The following is a 23,346-nucleotide window of genomic DNA, read 5'->3' as shown; positions in this document are numbered from 1 at the left end:
ACCCCCGCCACAAGGACGTTCCTTTTCCCTCCGAACAAGCCCCGACATGTTCAGACCTCTCTTCGTATTTATCGGCACGCGTTATACCCGTGCAAAGCGCCGCAATCATTTTGTGTCATTCATTTCCCTGACTTCGATGATCGGTCTCGCCCTTGGCGTGGTCGTGATGATCGTTGTGCTGTCGGTAATGAACGGCTTCGATCATGAGATGCGCACTCGCGTGCTGGGCATGGTGCCCCACGCTACCCTCGAGACCGGCGAGCCGATCAACGACTGGCAGAGCCTGGCCAACAAGGTCAGGCAGAATCGCCAGGTGACGGCGGTGGCGCCGTTCACCCAGATGCAGGGCCTGCTGACCAACAACGGTCAGGTCTCCAAAGTGCTGCTCAATGCCATTGATCCTGCGCTCGAGCGCAATGTGTCGATCATCGACAACTTCATGAAGCAGGGCAGACTCGACGACCTGACACCGGGCAGCTTCGGCATCGTCATCGGTGACAAGGCCGCGACCAAACTGGGCGTCGGCATCGGCGACAAGGTCACTTTCGTTGCTCCCGAGGTCAGCGTGACTCCAGCGGGCATGTTCCCGCGCATGAAGCGCTTTACCGTGGTCGGCATTTTCCACGTCGGCGCCGGTGAGCTCGACGGCTACCTCGGCGTGACCAATCTGCAGGATCTGGCGAAAATGCACCGCTGGAAAGCCGATCAGGTACAGGGGCTGCGCCTGAAATTCGACGACCTGTTCCAGGCGCCGCGCGAGGCGTGGAATATCGCCCAGCAGCTCGGTGAGGATCGTTACTACGCCCGCGACTGGACCCGTACCCACGGCAACCTGTATCAGGCGATCCGCATGGAAAAAGCCATGATCGGCTTGCTGTTGCTGCTGATCGTCGCCGTCGCCGCATTCAACATCATTTCCACGCTGGTCATGGTGGTGAACGACAAGAAGGGCGACATCGCCATTCTGCGAACCCTCGGCGCTACGCCTGGCACGATCATGCGTACGTTCATGGTCCAGGGCACAGTGATCGGTGTGGTGGGCACGGCCATCGGTGCGGTGGTCGGGATTCTCGCGGCGTTGAATGTCAGCGCTGCCATTTCGGCGCTTGAAGGGCTGATCGGCCACAAGTTCCTTAATGCTGACGTGTATTTCATTGATTATCTTCCTTCGCAGGTACAGAGCCAGGACGTCGTCATGGTCTGCGCCGCCGCGTTGGTCCTGAGTTTCCTCGCCACCCTGTATCCCGCCTGGCGTGCTGCGCGCACCCAGCCGGCGGAGGCGTTACGTTATGAGTGAGTCGGGCATGAGTGAACAAGCAATTCTGAGCTGCCGTAACCTGGGCAAATCCTACGAGGAAGGCCCGGAGTCGGTACAAGTGCTGGCCGGCCTGCAACTGGAGTTGCACCCGGGCGAGCGTGTGGCCATTGTCGGTAAGTCCGGTTCGGGCAAAAGTACCTTGCTCAACCTGCTCGGCGGCCTCGATACGCCGAGCAAGGGCAGCGTCTGGCTCGACGGCGAAGAGCTGTCGGCGTTGAGCGAGAAGAAGCGTGGCCTGCTGCGCAACCGCGCGCTCGGCTTTGTTTATCAGTTTCACCACCTACTGCCGGAATTCACCGCACTGGAAAACGTCTGCATGCCGCTGTTGATCGGCAATACGCCAATACCAGAAGCGCGTCAGCGTGCCACGGCGTTGCTGGAGCGTGTCGGCCTGGGCCATCGCCTCGAGCACAAACCGGCGGAACTGTCCGGCGGTGAACGTCAGCGCGTGGCCATCGCCCGTGCCCTGGTCAACAACCCGGGGCTGGTGATGCTCGACGAGCCAACCGGCAACCTCGACCTGCACACCGCCGAAGGCATTCAGGAACTGATGCTGGAGCTGAGCACGTCGATGCGCACAGCGTTCCTGGTGGTGACGCACGACATGAACCTGGCCCGCCAGATGGATCGCGTACTGCAGTTGCAGGAAGGTTGCTTAACCCCCATCTGACTGGCTGAAACCCGACGCCCGTAAAGGCGTCGGGTCTTTTATTTCTATACGGTGCCCCAGCGAATGTTCAGACCGTTATCGATCTTTATCGGCACGCGCTATACCCGCGCCAAGCGCCGCAATCGCTTTGTTTCGTTCATTTCGATGACCTCGATGATCGGCCTCGCCCTCGGCGTGCTGGCGATGATCGTGGTGTTGTCGGTGATGAATGGCTTTCAGCGCGAAATGAGCTCGCGCATCCTCGGCATGGTGCCGCACGCGACCATCGTCGGCGTCAAACCGATCGATGACTGGCAGCCGGTGGCCGCCGCCGCGATGAAGAATCCCGAAGTGACCGCCGCCGTGCCGTTCACCGAAATGGAAGGCATGCTTTCCTACAAGGGCTCGATGCAGCCGATCCAGATCAGCGGCGTCGACCCGGCCCAGGAAGGCAAGGTGTCAATCGTGGCCCAGCACATCGTGCAGGGCCGTCTCGACGCCTTGAAACCGGGCGAGTTCGGCGTGGTAATCGGTGAAATCACGGCGCGGCGTTTCCGCCTCAACGTCGGCGACAAGATCACCCTGATCGTCCCGGAAGTCAGCACCGCACCCGGCGGAATCACCCCGCGTATGCAACGGCTCAATGTGGTCGGCGTGTTCAAGGTCGGCGCCGAGCTGGACGGCTCGATGGGCCTGATCCATGTCGCCGATGCCGCAACCATGCAGCATTGGCAGCCGAATCAGGTGCAAAGCGTGCGTCTGGCGGTCAAGGATCTGTACGCTGCGCCGAAGGTGTCTTCGGACATCGCCAGCGGGCTGGGTGCCGACTTCAAGGCTGACGACTGGACCCACACCCAGGGCAGCCTGTTCAGCGCAATGAAGATGGAAAAAACCATGATCGGCCTGCTGTTGCTGATGATCGTCGCGGTGGCAGCGTTCAACATCATCGCGACCCTGATCATGGTGGTGAACGACAAGGGCGCCGACATCGCGATCCTGCGCACCATTGGCGCGACGCCGCGGCAGATTATGGCGATCTTCATGGTGCAGGGCACGGTGATCGGCATTGTCGGCACCATTATTGGCGGCGTGCTGGGCGTGATTGCGGCACTCAATGTCAGTGAACTGGTCGGCTGGGTCGAGCGCGTGACCGGGCAGCATATCTTCAGTTCGGATGTGTATTTCGTCAGCAATCTGCCCTCGGAGCTGCAGGGCGGGGATGTGCTGTTGATCTGCTCGGCGGGCTTCATTCTGAGCTTTCTGGCCACGGTGTATCCGGCGTGGCGGGCGGCGAAGATCGAGCCGGCGCATGCCCTGAGATATTCGTAACCTTTAGACCGCCTTCGCGAGCAGGCTCGCTCCCACAGGGGAAAGCATTCCAACTGTGGGAACGAGCCTGCTCGCGAATGGGCGATCTCCTGGCCTCAATCTTCCTTTGGCAACTCGATCACAAACCGCGTCCAACCCGCTTCAGATTCGCAACGAATCTGCCCACCATGGGCGCGGACGATCGATTGCGTAATCGCCAAGCCCAACCCTGCATGCTCACTGCTGCCTTCCTGGCGCGCCGGATCCGCTCGATAGAACCGATCAAACAAACGTGGCAGTAATTGCGCAGAAATTCCCTCACCACTGTTCTCGACGCAAACGCGCACTGCCTTGGGCTGATTGTCAATGCCAAGCCGAACATGACCCTCGGCCGGGGTAAACCGCAGCGCGTTATCCAGCAGATTCGACAAGGCCCGACGCAACATGCCGCGATCACCTTCGATCCGCGCCTCGCCCTCACGGCTTAGTCTCACGCTTGCGTCTTCGGCCAATGGCGCAAAAAACTCCAGCAGCGTGTCAGCCTCATCCGCCAGCTCCAGCGATTCACGCCTGGGCATCAGCAAACCGTGATCAGCCTTGGCCAGATACAGCATGTCGTTGACCAGTTGCGCCATCCATTGCAGTTCCTCAAGGTTGCTGTGCAACGCTTCGCGGTAATCCTCAAGGGCCCGGGGGCGGGTGAGGGTGACCTGGGTGTGGGTCAGCAGATTCGACAACGGCGTGCGCAGTTCATGGGCAATGTCGGCGGAGAACGCCGATAAGCGCTGAAAGGAGTCGTCGAGGCGTGCGAGCATGGCGTTGAAGCTGTGAGCCATTTCCGCCAGCTCCGGCGGCATTTTCTCTTCAGGCAGTCGGGCATTCAGCGATTGCGCAGAAATCCCACGGGCCACTGCGCTCATTCGCCGTAACGGGCGCAGACCACTGCGCGCGGCCCAGGCACCGAGCAGGGCAGTAGCCAGTGCTGACAGGCCGACGGTCAGCCAGATCAGATGCTGCATGCGCGCAAGGAAATGCTGGTGGTGGGTGATGTCGAGCAGCAGGGTCAGTTGCGGCGAATCCACTGTGTCCGGATAGAGCGGGGCACGGAGGACGCGGTAATCGGTGCCGTCATGGCTGATGGTCGACAAGCCCGGTTGCAGCGGCAGGGTTTTCGGAACCTGCATCGAGCTGTCGTACCAGTGCTGGCCGTCGCCACTGGTGATGCGCAGCGACAGATCGGCCTGCCGGCTCAACTCATCGGCCAGCCGCGCTTCGCGCTGAGCGGGCTGCAGATTCTGCAAGGCGCGGCGCAGGCCGATCAGCTTGGCCTCCAGCTGTTGCTGATCGAGTTCGATGAAATGCGCCTCGCTGGCGCGGTCGAACAGTACTCCGGCGAATAGCGAGACCACCGCGGTGCACGCGGCGAACAGCAGAGCCAGGCGAGAACTCAACGACAACCGGGGCATCACAGCGAGCGCTCTTCGAGCACGTAACCCATTCCGCGCACGGTGTGGATCAGCTTGTTGGGGAAGTCGTCGTCGATCTTCAGGCGCAAACGGCGGATCGCCACTTCGATGACATTGGTATCACTGTCGAAATTCATGTCCCAGACCTGCGAGGCGATCAACGACTTTGGCAAGACTTCACCCTGACGGCGCAGGAGCATTTCCAGCAGGGCGAATTCCTTGGCGGTCAGCTCGATGCGCTGGCCGTTGCGCTCGACCCGGCGGCGGATCAGGTCCAGGCGCAGATCGGCCAGTTGCAGGCTGGTTTCCTGGGCAATGGCACTGCCGCGCCGCAACAGGCTGCGCACCCGGGCGAGCAATTCGGAAAAGGCGAACGGCTTGACCAGATAATCGTCGGCGCCCAGTTCGAGGCCGTGAACCCTGTCCTCCACGGCGTCCCTGGCCGTCAGAAAAAGTACCGGCGTGTCGAGGCCTGCGCTGCGCACTGCTTGCAGAATCTGCCAGCCACTGCGCCCGGGCAGCATCACATCGAGGATCAACAACGCGTAGTCGCCGCTCAACGCCAGTTGCTGGCCACTGTTGCCGTCGGCCACCCATTGGGTATTGAACCCGGCCTCGGTCAGGCCCTGACGCAAGTATTGGCCGGTTTTCGCTTGGTCTTCGACGATCAACAGTTTCATGGGCGACTCGGGCGGATTCGGGATATGGAAGGGCGAGGGCGTTATACCGTGAGGACAAGCGATAAGCGCCAAGCTGACAAAGTTGTAATCTGCCTGTCAGGTCGATGCCAGCGCCGGCTGGTTAGAGTTTCCCACAGACTGAATCTTCTCTTGTCGGAGCACGACCATGTTTCTTCGCACATCCCTGACGTTAGCTGCCTGTCTGCTGGTCTTGAGTTCGCCCCTGCGGGCGGCACCGGCGCACAGCTACGCCTTCGGCCAGCCAGCAGCGGCGAGCCAGGCCTCGCGCAGTATCGAAATTGTCATGGGCGACATGAGCTTCGATCCGAAAACCATACAGGTCAAGGCGGGTGAGACGGTTCGCTTTGAGTTGGTGAATAAAGGCCAGTTGCTGCACGAATTCAACCTCGGTGATGCAGCGATGCATGCCAGTCACCAGCAGGAAATGTTGCAGATGCAGCAAAGCGGCATGCTCACTCCGACAGGCCTGAAAGAAACGTCCCACGACATGGCAGGCATGGATCATGCGGCGATGGGCCACGGCATGAAGCATGACGACCCCAACAGCGTACTGGTCGAGCCGGGCAAGACCGCCGAGTTGACCTGGACCTTCAGCAAGGCCACGAGCCTGGAGTTTGCCTGCAATATTCCCGGGCATTATCAGGCGGGCATGGTCGGTAAACTGACAGTCAGTCAGTAAGCACTCAAAGGCGCGGGCAAAGGCTGGTAGAATCCGCTGATTCTTCAGTCAGGTTTCCGCCATGCATCCCGCAGCCGAACATTCGCCGCTGGGCAAATCCAGCGAATACATCGCCACCTACACGCCGTCCTTACTGTTCCCGATTCCGCGCGCCGCGAAATGGGCCGAGCTGGGTCTGACCGCCGAAACCCTGCCGTACAAAGGCGTGGATTTCTGGAACTGTTTCGAGCTGTCGTGGCTGCTGCCCTCGGGCAAACCGGTGGTGGCGATCGCTGAATTCAGCATTCCGGCGGACTCGCCGAACATCATCGAATCGAAGTCGTTCAAGCTGTACCTCAACTCGCTGAACCAGACACCGTTCGCCGACGTTGCCACGCTGGAAGCGACACTGGTCCAGGATCTGTCCGCCGCTGCCGGCAAATCTGTGGGCGTGCGGGTTCGCAGTCTGAAAGACGTGGAAGCCGAAGGCGTGGTGGCGTTGCCGGGCGTGTGCATCGACGATCTGGATATCAGCGTCAGCAACTATGAGCATCCGCGTCCGGAACTGCTGCGCTGTGATGCTTCGCGAATCGTTGAAGAGAGCGTGCACAGCCATCTGCTCAAATCCAACTGCCCGGTGACCAGCCAGCCGGACTGGGGCAGTGTGGTGGTGGAATACCGCGGTGCGGCGCTGGATCACGCGAGTCTGCTGGAATACATCGTCAGCTTCCGCCAGCACTCGGACTTCCATGAGCAGTGCGTGGAGCGGATTTTCCTTGACCTGCAGCGGTTGTTGAAACCTGAAAAGCTCACCGTATTTGCACGTTACGTTCGCCGGGGTGGGCTGGATATCAATCCGTATCGCAGCACCGAAGAGGTGCAACTGCCGAACCATCGTCTGGTGCGTCAGTAAGATCAAAAGATCGCAGCCTTCGGCAGCTCCTACAATTAACCCCATGTAGGAGCTGCCGAAGGCTGCGATCTTTCAATTAGTAGGAATGAAAAAGCCCTGCCAGCGATGGCAGGGCTTTTTTGTGCGGCCAGGCGTCAGATGCCCATGCTGCCCAGTGTGTTCATGATATTGCGCAGGGTGCCGGCGATCGCCGGGTGTTCGACTTCGAAGCGCTCGACCGCCAGGTTCACACCATCGGCGATGCTCGCGTCCTGCGTGGCAGTTTCCAGTTGGATTTCCGATTCGATTTGCGCCATCAGCGCATGCAGATCTTCACGCTCGACTTCCGACAGCGGTGGATTCTGTTCCAGCTGCTCGCGCAGGGTGTCGAGCTGTTTTTGCAGTTCTTGGGCGGGCATGGTGGTTTCCTTTTATCAATAGGCACTGGCATTGACCGCAGCCGCGCGCCAAAGGTCTATGGCTGACCTTTAGATTAATCCACTCTCGGTGAACCTGCATGACGCCCGTCAGGGCTTTTCGCCTTTGTGGCGGCGCAGGGTGATGTCGGCGAGACAGGCGTCGAGGTCGCCGAGATGATCGATTACCGAATGCACACCCAAGCCGAACAGTTGCACGGTTGCCCGGCCGCGCAACTGTTCGCGTTCGGTTTGCGAGAGGGCCTGCCACTCCTCAGGACTCACACCGCACAGCGAGCCGCAGGACGCCAGGCCAATGGTCCATAACCCGGCGTTCAGGCCTGCCTGCAACAGCAGCGGCTCGCCGCTGACCAATACGCAACCGTCAAGACGGTCGATGTTTAAATCCATCAGTGCTTGCCAGCAGGCGTGCGGGGCGGGCCATGGATTCATTGTTGCTGAATGTTGCGTCGGCTTGATCCAGTCCGGCAGCTGAGCCGACAGGGACTTGGCGAGGGCAGGGGGCAAATCGTCGAGCCACGCACAAGGAATCCGCTGGCGCTGCAAGCTTTTCAGGCTATCAAGTGCGCCGGGTGTCGCTTCAGCATGTTCCGGCCGGGCGATGCGGCGTTGCCGAGCGCGCGCACCAAAATCCACCAGGCAACCGCTCAGGCCGAACAGCACGGCAGTCAGGCTGGGCGCGGCGACGGGCAAGGTTTCGGCGTGAGTCATGGCAACGTCCCTGAAATAACGCTCAAGGCTAGGGCTCGCCAGTGACAGTTGCATGACAGACTGGTGAAAGGCTGCGTAGGAAACTTCCTGCATATCCTTGCCGCGCCGGACTGCCCAAATCGCCGTTTACGCTTATACTAGCGGCCTTAATGCCCGGCCCCAGAGGGTCGCGCGAGTATCAAATCCAAGGAGTTTTTCTATGCGCTTGAGCCCTTCGCTCGCTCAGCTAAGTGTATGTGCCGGCCTTTTGCTGGCGCCGTTCGCCACCCAGGCGGCCACGGAAGAAGACCCTTGGGAAAGCGTCAACCGGCCGATTTTCCAGTTCAACGACTTCGTAGACACCTACGCGTTGAAGCCATTGGCGCAGGGTTATGAGTTCGTCACCCCACAGTTCGTTGAAGACGGCATTCACAACATGTTCCGCAACGTCGGTGACGTCACCAACCTGGCGAACAACATTCTGCAGGCCAAACCGGCCGCAGCGGGCGTTGATACCGCCCGACTGATTTTCAACACCACCTTCGGTCTGCTCGGCTTCTTCGACGTCGGCACCCAGATGGGCCTGAACCGCAGCGACGAAGACTTCGGTCAGACCCTCGGTTACTGGGGCGTGGGCAGCGGCCCGTACGTAATGCTGCCGCTGATGGGCCCGAGCACCCTGCGTGACGCACCGTCGAAATACGTCGACAGCTTCACCAGCCCGTACCGCTACATCGACCACGTGCCGACGCGTAACTCGATCTTCGGCCTGAACATCGTCGATACCCGCGCCAGCCTGCTCTCGAGCGAAAAGCTGATCAGCGGCGACAAATACACCTTCATTCGCAACGCTTACCTGCAAAACCGCGAGTTCAAGGTGAAGGACGGGCAGGTCGAAGACGATTTCTGATCTCGACTGCTGATAATGAAGGCGACCTTAGGGTCGCCTTCTTTTTGTCTGCGCCAGAGCATCAGCGATCACCGCCACTACCTTCCATCGGGTTACGCTTGGCACGGTTCTTATAACTCCCGGTGCTTTGACAAACGAAGTCGTCAGGCGACAATCGGCGCATGCTTGAAACGCTCTGCGGATGGGAGTACCGTCTGCGCCTTAGAAGGGCACCTCTGTTTAAAACCGCGTGCAAAGCGAATGCTTGAAAACGTTGCAGCAGAGAGGCTAGAAAGCGAATCCAGTAGTCTGCGCAGGGCCTTTGCCCCGCTCACTACGCCAACCTAATTCTGGCGCCGTTTGCCCACATGCCAAAAACCAGTGCCACGCTGCTGATAATCGATGATGACGAGGTAGTGCGCGCGAGTCTCGCGGCCTATCTGGAAGACAGTGGTTTCAGCGTCCTGCAGGCCGGCAACGGTCAACAGGGTCTTCAGGTATTCGAGCAAGACGAGCCCGATCTGGTGATCTGCGATCTGCGCATGCCGCAGATGGGCGGTCTTGAACTGATCCGTCAGGTCACCGAGCGCTCGCCGCAGACACCAGTGATCGTGGTCTCGGGTGCCGGGGTGATGAACGACGCGGTCGAGGCCCTGCGCCTTGGCGCGGCGGATTACCTGATCAAGCCTCTCGAAGATCTGGCTGTGCTCGAGCACTCTGTGCGCCGGGCCCTGGATCGTGCGCGTCTGCTGCTGGAAAACCAGCGTTACCGCGAGAAGCTGGAGAAAGCCAACCGCGAGCTCGAAGCCAGCCTGAACCTGCTCCAGGAAGACCAGAACGCCGGTCGCCAGGTGCAGATGAACATGTTGCCGGAAAGTCCGTGGAGCATTGATGAGTTCAACTTTGCCCACCAGATCATCCCGTCGTTGTACCTGTCGGGAGATTTTGTCGATTATTTCCGTGTCGACGAGCGCCGGGTTGCGTTTTATCTGGCGGATGTGTCCGGGCATGGTGCGTCATCGGCGTTCGTGACCGTACTGCTGAAGTTCATGACCACGCGTTTGCTTTTCGAATCCAGACGCAGCGGCACCTTGCCGGAATTCAAGCCTTCGGAAGTGCTCGGTCATATCAACCGCGGGCTGATCAGTTGTAAGCTGGGTAAACACGTCACAATGGTCGGTGGAGTCATCGACGAGGAGACCGGTTTGTTGACCTATAGCATCGGCGGCCATCTGCCGTTGCCTGTGTTGTACACGCCTGACAGTGTTCGTTATCTCGAAGGACGCGGTCTGCCGGTGGGGCTCTTCAATGAAGCCACCTACGAAGACCACGTGCTTGAGCTGCCGCCGACATTCAGCCTCACGCTGATGTCTGATGGCATTCTGGATCTTTTGCCAGAAGCAACGCTCAAAGAAAAAGAGGCGGCTTTGCCCGAACGGGTGAAGTCAGCGGGCGGCAGCCTGGATGGTCTGCGGCAAGTGTTTGGTTTGGCCACGCTAAGGGAGATGCCGGATGATATCGCCCTGTTGGTGTTGAGCAGGAATCTTTAATGAGTACCGGTAGAATCCAGTTCGCCGAGCAGGATGGCACTTTCGTCCTGAAGTTCGTCGGTGAAGTTCGCCTGACCCTGTGTTCGGCGTTGGATGCGACTATTGAGAAAATCTTCACCGCGCTGAATTTCAACGCGATCGTGATCGATTTGACCGAAACCCGCAGCATCGACAGCACGACTCTGGGCCTGCTGGCCAAACTGTCGATCCTGTCGCGGCAGAAGGTCGGCCTGTTACCGACGGTGGTCACCACCCACGAAGACATCACCCGGCTGCTGCAGTCGATGGGCTTCGAGCAGGTGTTCAATATCGTCAACCACCCGGTGCCGTGCCCGGAGTGCCTGGACGACTTGCCCGATCAGGATCAATCCGAAGAAGTAGTGCGGATCAAGGTGCTCGAAGCACACAAGATTCTCATGGGCCTGAACGATTCCAACCGCGAAGCGTTTCATGATCTGGTGAATGCGCTGGAAAGACACTGATCTCGTGAATTGATGGTGTCTGGGCTTGCCTCTTCGCGAGCAAGCTCGCTCCCACACTGGATCAGTGTCGATCACAAATCCCCTTGTGGGAGCGAGCTTGCTCGCGAAGGCTTCAGTTCGGTCAACGCGCCTCCCAATGCAGAATGAAAAAGGGCGAACCTGTGAAGGTTCGCCCTTTTTGCATTCTACAAACTCAGATCACAGCTTGGCCTGCAGCAACGCTTCCAGCTTCTCCTGGTCGCGGGCGAACTGGCGAATGCCTTCGGCCAGTTTCTCGGTGGCCATCGCGTCTTCGTTCGACAACCAGCGGAATTGCGCTTCATTGAGGCTCAGGCGCGCTTCGCCGGCATTGCCCGGTGCCAGTTTGCGTTCCAGCTTGCCGGTGTCGGCGGCCAGTTTCTCCAACAGTTCCGGGCTGATGGTCAGGCGATCGCAACCAGCCAGTTGTTCGATCTGGTTGAGGTTGCGGAAGCTCGCGCCCATGACCACGGTCTTGTAGTCATTGGCCTTGTAGTAGTTGTAGATGCGGGTCACCGACTGCACGCCCGGATCATCGGCGCCGGTGTAGTCGTTGCCATTGGCCTTCTTGTACCAGTCGTAGATGCGGCCCACGAACGGCGAGATCAGGAACACCCCGGCGTCGGCGCAGGCGGCGGCCTGGGCGAAGGAGAACAGCAGGGTCAGGTTGGTCTGGATGCCTTCCTTCTCGAGGATTTCGGCGGCGCGGATGCCTTCCCAGGTCGAGGCGATTTTAATCAGTACACGGTCGCGGCTGATACCGGCCTTGTCGTACAGCTCGATCAGGCGATGGGCACGCTTGAGGATCGCGTCCTGATCGAAGGACAGGCGCGCATCCACCTCGGTGGAAATACGACCCGGAATCACGTTGAGAATTTCCTTGCCCACCGCGACGCCGAAACGGTCGCTGGCCAGGCCGACATCGCCTTTGCAATCGCTGACGCAGGCGTTCAGCAGCTCGGCGTAACCGTGGATGGCCGAGGCCTTGAGCAGCAGGGAAGGGTTGGTGGTGGCGTCGACCGGTTTGACCCGGGCGATCGCTTCGAAGTCGCCAGTGTCGGCGACTACGGTGGTGAACTGTTTGAGTTGTTCCAGCTTGGAAGTCATGGGCGTGCTCTATCCTATGGGTCTGATGACATTACCCGAGCGCTGACGGCCACTCAAGGGTACATACGTGGATCGATGGCCGCTGCGGCAACAACCTGAAAACAATTGTTTGAAAGGCGCGGCGCGGTGTCGATGAATACGATGCCAAAACAGCCCACAGGTTCAAAGCAACCGACCCGTGAACAGACCGGTTGCCCATGGCCTATTCAGCGTTCAACAACTCTTCCACGGACAAGCGTGCCGGTTTTGGCTGACCGTCGGAGGTGAGAAAGCCGAAGTTCTTTTCGCGCTCGTTACTGCCTGAATCACTGTTGCGCCATTCATAGATAGAAGTCAGCGGGATATTGAGACGTTTAACGTCACTGATGAACGCATTGATCCTGGTCGCCTGCCCCTCAGGACCGCCGTTTGAGGCGAGGGCCGAAACCCCCCACTCACTGATGACCCCCGGCAGATTGAAGTTCTGCTGGATGAACGTCTGCGCGTTGCTGATCTGCGTGGCTGTCATGCCGTAGGGATGGTAGGAGACGGCGTTGAGGCATTTGGGGTACTCGCTGACGATGCTTTTCAGCGCCACCGTCGAAGCCGAGCCAGCGCTAGGCGGCCGGGCAAAGCCGAATCCGACTCGCGGCGTCAATTGCGGCTGGCCTTCGAAGGCTTTGCACATCCCGGCCATGAACGGCACGAATGTGGTGTCGAAATTGCGCGTCGGCCAGTAGGTTTCCAGATCCGGCTCGTTCCAGATTTCGATCGCTACCAGTTGCGAACTCCAGGATTTTTCCAGCCCGGTCACGGCGTTGGCAAATGTAGCGCCGGCTGCGTTCAGTTCAGCGGGCGAAGTGGCGGGCAGTGCCTTGATCGCGCGCACCGTCAGCAGCACCGGCAGCCCGGCCGAACCGGCGGCAGCAAAGGCGTCGCTGACCTGTTTCTGATAAGTCCTGGCGGTCAGGCTGTCGCTCCACACCCCAAAGCGCACGAAGCTGAAACCTGCGGCTTTGATCTGCGCGGCATCGGCGGCAGTAAAGCTCTGGATTTTTACCTGAACGCCGATGGTTTTCGCTGGAAGGTTGGGGAACAGCTCACTGGCATGAACCTGACCGGTTGCACCGATCGCCATCAGGACGAGGGCGGCGAGTTTATTGCGCTGTGCTGGTTTCATGTCTGCTCTCCTGAAGAGAAGTGACAACTACGAATATTTATCCCGTTACTGAATTTCCGATAACGGTGCTGGCACTAAGTGCGCGAATGTTATTTTTTGTCAGGAAAACAGCAACTGAAAATCACAGTTATTTTTAGTCCGTTAATTGTGGTTGGGGCGACTTAAAACGCTGTGGTACTTAATGTTCCTGTACTAACAGGGCGAAGCTATTTCTGAGTGCAGGAAAGCCGTGAGGGTTCATTAACTTTCACGGTATGTTGGCCGTTTGATATTACACAGGAAAGCAAGACTTGTTCAAAAAGATCCTCGTTGTCTGCGTGGGCAATATATGCCGAAGTCCGACGGCTGAACTGCTGCTGCGCAACGCGCTGGGCCCGTCAGCCATCACGGTGTCCTCTGCCGGCCTGGCCGCCCGCGTGGGCGAGGGCGTCGAGGCCTCTGCCCGGCAGGTTCTCGAAGAGCACGGGCATTGCGCCGAGGCCTTCAAGGCGCGGCAACTGACCTCGGACATCGTTAATGATTCGGATCTGATCCTGGTCATGGAAAAGGCCCACGTCAATCAAGTGCTGAAGATTGCCTCACACGCCAGAGGCAAAGTGTTTCTGCTCGGCAAGTGGCAGAGCGAGCGCGAAATACATGACCCGTATCGTCAAGGCAAGGCCGCTTTTATTCATGCCCACGCATTGATTGAAGATGCGGTTAGTTCATGGGTAAAGCGTCTCGGGCATTGATGAATATTCTTCAGAACAGTGAATGGTAAGAACAGACTTATGCAGTTACCGTCCGTAATCGGCACCCGCGACAATGATCAAGACAGTATTGATCTGCTCGGCATCTTCGGCAGTCTGATTGACCAGAAGTGGCTGATCGGTGCGCTTACCGGTGCCTTTATGGTCACTGGCGTTGCCTATGCGGTTCTGGCAACCCCCGTGTACCTGGCAAACGCACTGGTGCAGGTCGAGCCGAAAAAGAACGACATGCTCGGGTTCTCCGACCTCAATAGCATGCTCGGTGGGCAATCGCCGTCGGTGACCGAAATCGGCATCATCAAATCCCGCGCGGTGATCGGCAAAACCGTTGACGACCTGCGCCTGGATATCGATGTCACGCCCAATACGTTTCCGCTGATCGGCGGCTTTCTTTCGCGTCGCTATCGTGGCGACAGCGAGACGAGTGTCGCCCCGCCGCGTTTCGGCTTGAGCAGTTACGCCTGGGGCGGCGAGCGTCTGGAATTCAACCGGCTCGAACTGCCCAAAGACCTGCTCGGCAAGAAACTCACATTGGTCGCCGGTGAGCAGCAACGTTTTCAACTGTTCGATGAAAACGACAATCTGCTCGCTGAAGGTGTCGCCGGCGAAGCCTTTGCCAACGACGGTGTAGAAGGGCAGATCGCGCAGTTGTCGGCCAACCCCGGCACGCGTTTTCAGGTGGTGCGCAATCCACGGATCGTGACCATTCAGGGCTATCAGGACGCGCTGGATATCTCTGAGCAAGGCAAGGAATCGGGGATCATTCGCCTGGCGCTGGCCAGTTCCGATGCGGCCGAAGCGGTGAAGATCCTCAACAGGATCGCCTCGCTGTACGTCGAGCAAAACGTCCGCCGCACCTCGGCAGAAGCCGCGCAGAGCCTGGCGTTTCTGCAAAGCCAGTTGCCGCAGGTCAAGCGTGATCTGGCCAAGGCCAGCGATGCCTTGAATGCCTACCAGACCCACGGCAAGACCGTGAATATCTCGCTGGAAACCCAGTCGGTGCTGGGCCAGTCGGTGGCGCTGGAAACACGCATTTCCGAGCTGAGAATGCAGCAGGCCGAGCTTGATCGAAAGTTCACCAGACAGCACCCGGCCTATCGCGCCTTGATGACGCAGATCGGCGAGTTGACCCAGCAGCAGAAATCCCTCGAAGGCAAGGTTCAGGACCTGCCGGCCACCCAGCAGGAACTGCTCAACCTGACCCGCGACGTCGAAGTGGCCTCGCAGATTTACACGCAATTGCTGAACAAATCCCAGGAACTGGACATCGTCCGTGCCGGAGCTGTCGGTAACGTGCGCCTGATCGACACGGCCGACGTCGACCTGACCAGCCCGATCAAACCGAAGAAACCGTTGATCGTGTTGATCGCGACGTTCCTTGGTGCGTTCGTCGGCGTGGCGCTGGTGTTGCTGCGCAAATCCTTGAGCCGTGGCCTCGAAGGCCCGGAAGGCATCGAGCAACTGGGTCTGCCGGTTTATGCGTCGATTCCCTACAGCGCCTTGCAGGAAGAAGAGGACAGCAAAAAGGGCCGCGCCCGCGATGGCGTTGATAAGCCGGCCTACTTGCTGGCGCTGCGCAATCCGACCGATCTGTCGATCGAATCGATCCGCAGCCTGCGCACTTGCCTGCACTTTGCCGGGCTCGACTCGACCAACAACCGCATCATGATATCCGGGCCGAGCCCGCAGGTCGGCAAGACCTTCGTCTCCTCCAACCTCGCAGCGGTCATGGCCCTGAGCGGTCAGCGCGTGGTGCTGATCGACGCCGACATGCGCAAAGGCCACCTGCACAAAACCCTCAACACACCGATCAGCAACGGTTTGTCCGACCTGCTGGTCAAGCGTTGCACCCTTGAGCAGGCGATCAATAAAGTCGAGATCGACAACCTGCACTTCATCAGTCGGGGACAGGTGCCGCCCAATCCTTCCGAGTTGCTGATGCACGCCAACTTCCGCGAGCTGCTGGCGCAACTCAGCGAGCTCTACGACCTGGTGATCATCGACACGCCGCCGCTGCTGGCGGTGACCGACGCCGCCATCGTCGGGCGCGAGGCCGGCATCAGCCTGATCGTCACCCGCTTCGGCGTGAACCCGGCCAAAGAGATCGAACTGACCATTCGCCGTTTCGCCCAGAACGGCATCGAGTTGAAGGGCGCGGTGTTCAACGGCGTCGAGAAGCGTGCCGCCAGCTATTACGGCGGCACCGGTTATTACAACTACGAGTACGCGTCCGACAAATCCTGATGGTTGCCGGTTGTTCTTTCCTGTTTGAAGTGGGTGAGCTGTGAAAAAAATACTGCACGTGGCAGAGACGATCAAAGGTGGCGTCGCGACGGTGATCCGTACGATTTCGGCATCGCCCGAAGGCGACGCGGCGAATTATCAACTGGTCTATCTGGTCCCCGAGGATCAGGCCAAAGAACTGCACGGCATCGCGCCCCAGCAGGTGCGCACCTTCCCGCGCAGCGGCCGCAACGTGCCGTCGCTGCTGCGTTTTGCCTGGCGTCTGAGCCAGGTGCTGCTCAAGGAAAAACCCGATGTGGTGCATTTGCACAGCACCTTTTCCGGGGTGATCGGCCGCTGCGTGTGCGTGCTGATGCGGCCGTGGCGCAAGCCGAAAATTGTTTACTGCCCGCACGCTTTTTCATTCCTGATGGAAAGCTCACCGACCAAACAGAAGGTCTACGCGTGGATCGAGCGGGTGCTGCAGAAAGTCACCGACGTGATCATCTGCGTCAGCCAGTACGAGCTCGATAAAGCCGCGCGCTTCGGCATCGAGCGCAAGCGCATGAAGCTGATCTACAACGGCATTCACCACAAGGATGACGCGCCGAAAAGCGCCGGCGCCGAGCCGATTCATCTGCTGTTCGTCGGGCGTCTGGATTATCAGAAAGGTTTTGACGTGCTGCTCAAGGCCTACGCCAAGGTCAAGCGCAATGATCTGAAACTCACTGTGGTGGGCAGTGCGGTGAACGAAGATTCGGTCGAATGCCCGCCGATGGATTCGGTCGAGTACCTGCCGTGGGTCACCCCGACCGAAGTGCAGGCGCTGTATCAAAAAGCCGATGCGTTGATTGTCCCCAGCCGTTGGGAAGGCTTTGCCATGGTGCCACTGGAAGGCATGGCCATGGGGCTGCCGGTCATTGCCAGCAACTGCACCTCGCTGCCGGAACTGGTCACCAACGAAGTGTCCGGCTACGTCTTCCCATCGGGCGATCATCAGGCATTGGCCGATGTCCTGACGATCATCCAGAAGCCGCGCTTGCTCGACCTCGGCAACGAAGGCCGGAGCATCGTCCGCGAACGTTTCAGCGCCGCATTGATGATCCGCCAGACCTACGACCTGTATCACGCTCCCTCTTATTAAGTAGAACTCAAGCTTATGAACGTAACGATTTTGCATGGCTACAGTGCGTCCAACTCCGGTGACGGCCTGCTCGTCGATCTGGCCATTGCTCTGGTGCAGCGCAACTTTGGCGAGGACACCTCGATCAATGTCGTCGCGTCCGATCCTGAGTCCTTCAACTATCTGCCGCACCCGCGTTTCGATGCGCCGGTGATGGCCGCCAGAGGTCTGGGCCGGGTCAAGCAGGCAGTGTTTCTCAACCAGTCCTACGCCGGGCTCGCCGAGCTGCTGAAGAAAACCGACCTGATCGTCGGCGTCGGCGGCGGCTACATGCGTTCGAAAAGTGCTTTCGAGCACATCAAGTTGAAGCTCGGCCATGCCAAGCAACTGGAAACCGCGATCCTCAGCAAGGTGCCGTCGGTATACCTGCCGCAGAGCATCGGCCCGTTCCATGGCGAGAGCAGCAAGATCGTCGAACATTACGCCAGCGCCGATGCGGTGTTCGTGCGCGACAACCGTTCTTCGGCGATCTTCGACGCTTGTGAAAATGTCTATCGCGCGCCGGATCTGGCCGTGCAGTCGCTGGCGAGCAAGATTCTGCAGCAACCGAAATTCACCCGCTGCGCCGCCTCGCCGGCCACGGTCTGCGTAGTGCTGCGCAAGCCGCCGGAGTGGAGCAAGGAGAAGAAGGTCGCGTATGTGGCCAATCTGAAGTTGCTGCTGCAGCGTCTGAAGAACAAAAGCAAAGTCGTCTGCGCTGTGCAAAGCGCTGTGCGTGGCAACGATGACGGCGCGTTCTACCGCGAGCTGGGCATCAACGAAGATCTGCTGTCGCTGAAGGCAACGATCGCCAAATACCAACCGGACCTGGTGATCTCGGTGCGTCTGCACGGCGCCATCGAATCGCTGCTCTCCGGCGTGCCGGCGTATCACATCAGCTACGAGCGCAAAGGCTTTGGCGCCTATCAGGACATGGGCGTGGAGGACTGGGTGATCAACGGCGGCGACATCGACGTCGACACCATCATCAACACCGTTTACGCACCCGATGCGCTGGCGAACTTCGGCAAGCGTCTGACCGATACCTGCCGCGAGATCGAGGCGAAAACCGTGGCCATGGACGAAATCATCAAGGGTGTCATTCGATGATATTTCGGCTGTTGCTTCGCGGCGGTGCCTTGGGCGCGAAGTTTTTGCTGGTGTTGGCCATCACCCATTACCTCGGTTACGAGGCGTTGGGCTTTTACGGCGTGGTGGTCGCGGCGTCGCTGATCGCTTCGAAGTTCTACAGCGTCGGCTTCAGTTCCGAGATCAATCGGCTGATCAGCGTCGGCGGCAGTTCGCGGCGGGTGGTCGACAAAGTCCTGCTGCTGTACCTGGCGGTGGGGCTGCTGTTGTCGCTGCTGACGGTGCTGATTTATTCGCTGTTCCAGTCGGTGGAAGCGACCGCCACATTGATCCTCTGCGTGACCCTGGTATTACTCACCGAGCACCTGTCGTTCGAAATCAATTCCTTCGTGTTTTCTGCGCAGAAAGCCACGGCCGGCGCCGTGCTGTTCTTCGTCAAGACTGGTTTGTGGGCGGTGTTGGCGGTCGGCGGGATGATGCTCGGCTGGGTGGCGGACATCGCCAGTGTGTTGTGGCTGTGGGTCGCCGCCAACGTGCTGGTGATCATCGCCGGTTACCTGATTGTGGTGAAGGTGCACAGGGGGCGCGAGGCGCTGGCGCTGGACACCACGACCGTGTGGAAGGCCGGGTTGCCGTTCTATCTCGGCACCGGTCTGATCGCGTTGAGTCAGTACGCCGAGCGCTTTCTGATCATCGATCTGGAGCCCTACGCCAGCCTCGGTAAATACGTCTACGCGTGGTCGGCGGCCAACACCTTGCAGGCGTTGTCGTACGCGGTGGTGGCGGTAGTGGGTATTCCGGTGCTAGCCAAACGCTTTCAGGCCGACCAGCAGGCGTTTACCGTCAAGCAGCTGTTCCTGAACAAATGGGTGATGCGCTCGCTTGTGGTGTCCGCTGTCGTGGCCGTGGCGATTTACGTATTTTTCAACCTGGTGCTCGACTACGTCGCCAGCAGCGTGCCGCGTCCCGATAACGCGGTCCTCGCGGTGCTGATTTTTTCCTTCGCGTTGCGTGCGATTGGCGACATCGTCTGGGGCGGTTTGATTGCCTCGAAAAACAGCCGCGTATCGCTGGCCAGCGCGGCAATCTGCCTGTTGCTTTCAGTGCCGGTCAGCTATGTGTTGATCAAGCACTATTCGATCTATGGCGCGGCGTGGGGCAACGTTTTCGCCATCGTCGTGCAGCTTGGCGTGATCGCGTTGTTGACCCGCGTCACCCGCGCGAAAAAGGCTGCGTTGTCATGGGCCTGAAGCTGCCGCGCATCGAGTTTCGCGGGCGCAAATTCGATTCGTCGATCTCGTTTCTGATCCTCTTCACCGGGCTGTTTCTGTCAGTCGCGATGCCGCTGCTGGTGCCCCGCGATCCGGGGCCGGATGCGATGACGTTGTGGTCGTCGTACGCGCGCGCCGACAACTGCAATTTCTGGAACCCGTTCTCGCCGGATCGCTCGTCCTACGAGTGTTCGGCGTTCCTGCTGCGGCCTACCGGGATCAACCTGACCAATGCCTGGGCCTACGGCATGTTCTGCAATTTCTTCCTCACGGCGATTCCGGTGGTGGTGTTCCGGCGCATGCCGCTGACCATTTTCGGCACCCTGTGCCTGTGGGGCATTGTGCGTTCGTTTTTCCTCGAAAACCTGACCAAGGAAATCATCGTTTCGGTGGCGGTATTGAGCATTCTGCTCAGTTCGTTGACGCGCAAATATCGCGGCGGTTTTTTTCTTTCGGCGGTGATCTACGGCGTGCTGATCCGGCCGTACTGGATCCTGTTTTCGCTGTCGTGGGTCGGCGTCTGCGTGATGAAAAAATACGTCTCGCGCTTCACCTTCTTTCTGATGCTGTTCCTGTTTTACCTGGCCGTGGCCATGGCGATCCAGATCGCGCTGGGCTTTCCGGTGTCGTCGATCCGCGCCAGCAACAACGAACTGCGCACGGCGGGCGAGGAGGGTTCCAAGTCGCTGATCGTTTCGTGGCTCAGCGGCAGCGACTTCGTCTCCCAGGCGCTGGATTCGATGATCATTTTCTTCCGGCTGTCGTTTCCGGTGGAGTTGATTCTGCTGTCCGGGCCGGGGCAGGTGATCTTCGTTGCGTTGATGATCATGACCGCGCTGCTGCTGTTCAAGGTCATCACCTCGACCGACTACAAGGGCGCGCCGATCCAGACCAAACCCAAAGAGCTGATCGCGATTCCGCTGGCGTTTCTGTTGGTGCAAGGCTTGTTCGAGCCGGACTTCGGTTCCTTCGCCCGACACTTTTCGATGGTCGTGCCGGTGCTGTTCGTCGGTCTGGGGTTGATGCTGCGCGCGAACAAACCGGTGCAGGTCGAATCAAGAATTCTCACTTAAGGCAGGTGCTCTATGTCGAGCAACAAAAAATCCCTGGAGATCGAAACCCTGCGCGGCCTGGCGTGCCTGCTGCTGGTGCTCTATCACGTCATCGGCCCGCTGGGCGGCGGTTTGAAAATCGACATCGGTTCGCCGTTCCGGGTGATCGCAGACTCGATGGTGTACGTGCGCATGCCGCTGTTCACCTTTATCTCCGGCTACATTTATTCGATCTACAAGATTCGCGGAAATGACTTTTCCGCATTCTTTGCCGGCAAGGTGCGACGGCTGATCGTGCCGCTGTTTTGCGTCGGCGTGCCGTTTTCGGTATTGCAAGCGGTGGGGCCGGGGGTGAACAAGGACGTCGGCGTGATCGATGCGCTGTTGTCGTTCTGGGTGCCGATCAATCATTTCTGGTTCCTGCAGGCGGTGTTCATCATTTTCACCTTCGTTGGCCTGCTGGAGTGGCGCGGCGTGCTGCGTTCAGCGACGCGGTTGTATGGGTTGTTTGCGTTTGCAGCGGTGTTGTTCCTGCTGCCGCCGTTGCCGCTGGATGCGTTCGGCATCAACGGTGCGATTTACCTGCTGCCGTTTTTCGTTGCGGGGATGATTGGCCAGGAAAATGTCGATGCGCTGAAGCAACGCTTCAAAGTGATCGGGCCGCTGCTGTTTGTGCTGATTTCGCTGACGCTGTTGTATGTCGCGGCGATCGATCGTGAGCTGATTGTTGATCGCCGCAGTGTGATTGGTTTGACGGTGGGGTGTGTGTCTTGCATCGCGTTGCTGTCGAGTGACATGCGTTCGAAAGCGCTGACCTGGCTGGGTGGGTATTCCTATGCGATTTTCCTCTTTCATGTGCTGTTCGCAGCTACGTCGCGGTTTGTGCTGGGGCGCTTGGGTGTGAAGGATGAGAGTTTGCTGGTGCTCGGTGGTCTGAGTTGCGGATTGCTCGGGCCGGTACTGTTGGCGATGGTGTTCAGTCGGTTCAATTTCACCTCGGTGCTGTTTCTCGGCGAGCGCGCGGCGAAGCGGAAACCGTTGGCGCCCATCACCCCGGTGGTACAGACGCAATCCTCTCTGTAGGAGCTGACGAGTGAGACGAGGCTGCGATCTTTTGATCTTTTGCCGTGGCTTGCGAAGATCAAAAGATCGCAGCCTCGTTTCACTCGTCAGCTCCTACAGTGGATCCGTGCAAGTCACACCATCCTTGTGGGAGCGAGCCTGCTCGCGAATGAGCCATCCCGGACACAGGAAATATTTGAATGATGCCAGTAGACGCCGCTCAACCAGTCGCCACCTCGGCCATCACGGTAGAGGATGCCCGCGAGCGTTTTACGCAATGGCGCGAGGGCAAGGCCGGCAAGGTGTTGGCGGTTTCGGTAATCGGTGACAGCTACACCGCCGGGCAGGATTTCTACTTGAACAGACTGGTGCAGCGGGTGGCCGCTGAGGTGGGTTTCGCTGGCCCCGGTTACGTCGGTTTCAACCATGGCGCGGCACTGGGCGGTTCGCATTTCAAATACACCCGCAGCAGCGAAAAGTATTTTGGCGGCGACTGGAAGGTTTCGGGCCTCGGCCAGGCGAGTCCGGACAGCCGCACGGTGACCGGCAAACCGGGCGCCTGGTTGCAGATAGACGCCAGTCCGACAGCGGCGATCGACACAACGGTCACCCAGGCAAAACTGCTGTATCTGGGCAACGGCCAATCCAATGAAATTCGCTATCGCTGGTCACCCGCGCAAGATTGGCGGCCACTACAGCTCGAAGGCTCAGGCGTTCAGGAAGTCGCACTGCCCGGCGCACCGTCGGCTGCAGACTGGTCATTCAAACTGCAAGTGGTGAAGGGCGCGCCGACGCTGTTCGGCATGTGGATGACGAATGATGAGAAAGGGGTGCGGGTGTCGAAACTGGCGGCCTCCGGCGCGGCGTCGGCCGATTTCTATCACGCCGATCCGCAGTGGCAGACGCAGTGGAAAACCGTCGTGTCGAAGATTCCGGCCGACGTCTACCTGATCATGCTCGGCGGCAACGATCAGGGTTTCGGCGTGAAACCTGCGCAATATCTGCAGAACGTTCAGGGCCTGGTGAGCATGCTGCGCGAGATCCAGCCGGGGGCGAGTATCAACCTGATCATGCGCCAGGACACCTCGCGTTCCAGCGCATACCCGATGTCGGCGTATGCGCAGGTGCTTGAGCCTTGGGCGCATGAACAGCATCTCGGGTTCGCCAACCTGCAATGCGCGTTCGGCCCCGACGTCAAACGCTACGCTACGGCGATGATCGGCCCCGACAAAATTCATCCGCTGCCGGCCACGGGCGGGAAGGTGATTGCCGATTATTTTTATGGCTGGATCATGGGCACTAACGACCGTTGCGACAAACCCCAATTGTAGGAGCTGACGAGTGAAACGAGGCTGCGATCTTTTCGGATCGCGATGAAGATCAAGATCAAGAGATCGCAGCCTCGTTTCACTCG

22 protein-coding genes are annotated in these 23,346 nt (G+C 59.2%); 16 read left to right on the top strand and 6 right to left on the bottom strand.

The annotated features are described in order from the left end of the window. Window positions 1–46 precede the first annotated feature (46 nt). From VNV36_RS06690 to VNV36_RS06680, 3 genes are all read left to right on the top strand, one after another. Entirely contained in the window at window positions 47–1,297 is a 1,251-nt protein-coding gene (locus VNV36_RS06690; protein WP_325717086.1) for a lipoprotein-releasing ABC transporter permease subunit, read from the top strand. Further along, window positions 1,290–1,988 (top strand): lipoprotein-releasing ABC transporter ATP-binding protein LolD, encoded by a 699-nt coding sequence (gene lolD / locus VNV36_RS06685; protein ID WP_414705501.1) that lies wholly within the window; start codon window positions 1,290–1,292, stop codon window positions 1,986–1,988. The genes VNV36_RS06690 and lolD overlap by 8 nt, the downstream gene beginning before the upstream one ends. A gap of 63 nt (window positions 1,989–2,051) precedes the next feature. After that, window positions 2,052–3,296 carry a lipoprotein-releasing ABC transporter permease subunit gene (locus tag VNV36_RS06680; protein ID WP_325717084.1) on the top strand — a complete coding sequence of 415 codons (1,245 nt, stop codon included), beginning with the start codon at window positions 2,052–2,054 and terminating at the stop codon, window positions 3,294–3,296. A gap of 95 nt (window positions 3,297–3,391) precedes the next feature. On the opposite strand, the gene VNV36_RS06675 is transcribed toward VNV36_RS06680, so the two are convergent. After that, complete coding sequence (locus VNV36_RS06675; protein WP_325717083.1) at window positions 3,392–4,741, bottom strand: heavy metal sensor histidine kinase; 1,350 nt, start codon at window positions 4,739–4,741, stop codon at window positions 3,392–3,394. Further along, window positions 4,741–5,421, bottom strand: coding sequence for a heavy metal response regulator transcription factor (locus VNV36_RS06670; RefSeq protein WP_325717082.1), 681 nt, complete (start codon window positions 5,419–5,421; stop codon window positions 4,741–4,743). Before VNV36_RS06670 ends, VNV36_RS06675 begins: the two co-directional genes overlap by 1 nt. Before the next feature lie 166 nt (window positions 5,422–5,587). Here VNV36_RS06670 and copI point away from each other — a divergent pair, with 166 nt between their 5' ends. Then, window positions 5,588–6,121: a copper-resistant cuproprotein CopI gene (gene copI / locus VNV36_RS06665; protein ID WP_325717081.1), complete on the top strand. Its 534-nt coding sequence runs from the start codon at window positions 5,588–5,590 to the stop codon at window positions 6,119–6,121. Between the two features lie 61 nt (window positions 6,122–6,182). Then, a complete protein-coding gene (gene queF / locus VNV36_RS06660; RefSeq protein ID WP_325717080.1) occupies window positions 6,183–7,013 on the top strand; it encodes an NADPH-dependent 7-cyano-7-deazaguanine reductase QueF in 831 nt (276 codons plus the stop codon). A 134-nt stretch (window positions 7,014–7,147) separates the two neighbouring features. Here queF and VNV36_RS06655 read toward each other — a convergent pair whose 3' ends face one another. Both VNV36_RS06655 and pcrP read right to left on the bottom strand, forming a co-directional pair. Further along, window positions 7,148–7,411, bottom strand: a complete 264-nt coding sequence (locus VNV36_RS06655) for a DUF4404 family protein (RefSeq protein ID WP_253503787.1) — start codon at window positions 7,409–7,411, stop codon at window positions 7,148–7,150. 108 nt (window positions 7,412–7,519) lie between these two features. Next, window positions 7,520–8,140, bottom strand: coding sequence for an HAD superfamily inactivated hydrolase PcrP (pcrP, locus tag VNV36_RS06650; RefSeq protein WP_325717079.1), 621 nt, complete (start codon window positions 8,138–8,140; stop codon window positions 7,520–7,522). 199 nt (window positions 8,141–8,339) lie between these two features. On the opposite strand from pcrP, the gene VNV36_RS06645 reads away from it, so the two are divergent. From VNV36_RS06645 to rssC, 3 genes are all read left to right on the top strand, one after another. Further along, the gene (locus VNV36_RS06645) at window positions 8,340–9,029 is read left to right on the top strand and encodes an MlaA family lipoprotein (RefSeq protein ID WP_325717078.1); all 690 of its coding nucleotides are present in this window, start codon (window positions 8,340–8,342) and stop codon (window positions 9,027–9,029) included. A 347-nt stretch (window positions 9,030–9,376) separates the two neighbouring features. Next, a complete protein-coding gene (gene rssB, locus VNV36_RS06640; RefSeq protein ID WP_325717077.1) occupies window positions 9,377–10,558 on the top strand; it encodes a two-component system response regulator RssB in 1,182 nt (393 codons plus the stop codon). After that, entirely contained in the window at window positions 10,558–11,040 is a 483-nt protein-coding gene (rssC, locus tag VNV36_RS06635; RefSeq protein ID WP_003226553.1) for an anti-sigma factor antagonist RssC, read from the top strand. Before rssB ends, rssC begins: the two co-directional genes overlap by 1 nt. A gap of 198 nt (window positions 11,041–11,238) precedes the next feature. On the opposite strand, the gene tal is transcribed toward rssC, so the two are convergent. Both tal and VNV36_RS06625 read right to left on the bottom strand, forming a co-directional pair. Next, window positions 11,239–12,165, bottom strand: coding sequence for a transaldolase (tal, locus tag VNV36_RS06630; protein WP_325717076.1), 927 nt, complete (start codon window positions 12,163–12,165; stop codon window positions 11,239–11,241). A gap of 202 nt (window positions 12,166–12,367) precedes the next feature. After that, window positions 12,368–13,324 carry a glycosyl hydrolase family 5 gene (locus tag VNV36_RS06625; protein ID WP_325717075.1) on the bottom strand — a complete coding sequence of 319 codons (957 nt, stop codon included), beginning with the start codon at window positions 13,322–13,324 and terminating at the stop codon, window positions 12,368–12,370. 290 nt (window positions 13,325–13,614) lie between these two features. Here VNV36_RS06625 and VNV36_RS06620 point away from each other — a divergent pair, with 290 nt between their 5' ends. From VNV36_RS06620 to VNV36_RS06585, 8 genes are all read left to right on the top strand, one after another. Then, a complete protein-coding gene (locus tag VNV36_RS06620) occupies window positions 13,615–14,055 on the top strand; it encodes a low molecular weight protein-tyrosine-phosphatase (RefSeq protein ID WP_325717074.1) in 441 nt (146 codons plus the stop codon). Between the two features lie 39 nt (window positions 14,056–14,094). After that, window positions 14,095–16,317 carry a polysaccharide biosynthesis tyrosine autokinase gene (locus VNV36_RS06615; protein ID WP_325717073.1) on the top strand — a complete coding sequence of 741 codons (2,223 nt, stop codon included), beginning with the start codon at window positions 14,095–14,097 and terminating at the stop codon, window positions 16,315–16,317. Window positions 16,318–16,357: 40 nt separating this feature from the next. Next, a complete protein-coding gene (locus VNV36_RS06610) occupies window positions 16,358–17,440 on the top strand; it encodes a glycosyltransferase (RefSeq protein WP_325717072.1) in 1,083 nt (360 codons plus the stop codon). Window positions 17,441–17,455: 15 nt separating this feature from the next. Continuing rightward, the gene (locus tag VNV36_RS06605; protein WP_325717071.1) at window positions 17,456–18,568 is read left to right on the top strand and encodes a polysaccharide pyruvyl transferase family protein; all 1,113 of its coding nucleotides are present in this window, start codon (window positions 17,456–17,458) and stop codon (window positions 18,566–18,568) included. Further along, window positions 18,565–19,797 (top strand): oligosaccharide flippase family protein, encoded by a 1,233-nt coding sequence (locus tag VNV36_RS06600; protein WP_325717070.1) that lies wholly within the window; start codon window positions 18,565–18,567, stop codon window positions 19,795–19,797. The genes VNV36_RS06605 and VNV36_RS06600 overlap by 4 nt, the downstream gene beginning before the upstream one ends. After that, window positions 19,788–20,891, top strand: coding sequence for a hypothetical protein (locus VNV36_RS06595; RefSeq protein ID WP_325717069.1), 1,104 nt, complete (start codon window positions 19,788–19,790; stop codon window positions 20,889–20,891). Before VNV36_RS06600 ends, VNV36_RS06595 begins: the two co-directional genes overlap by 10 nt. Window positions 20,892–20,903: 12 nt before the next feature. After that, window positions 20,904–21,953: an acyltransferase family protein gene (locus VNV36_RS06590; RefSeq protein ID WP_325717068.1), complete on the top strand. Its 1,050-nt coding sequence runs from the start codon at window positions 20,904–20,906 to the stop codon at window positions 21,951–21,953. 179 nt (window positions 21,954–22,132) lie between these two features. Next, window positions 22,133–23,263, top strand: a complete 1,131-nt coding sequence (locus VNV36_RS06585; RefSeq protein ID WP_325717067.1) for an SGNH/GDSL hydrolase family protein — start codon at window positions 22,133–22,135, stop codon at window positions 23,261–23,263. Window positions 23,264–23,346 lie beyond the last annotated feature (83 nt).

The sequence above is a fragment of the Pseudomonas sp. genome, from assembly GCF_035554175.1.
In the GTDB taxonomy this organism is placed as follows: domain Bacteria; phylum Pseudomonadota; class Gammaproteobacteria; order Pseudomonadales; family Pseudomonadaceae; genus Aquipseudomonas.
This window is presented reverse-complemented; position numbering and strand designations above follow the sequence as displayed.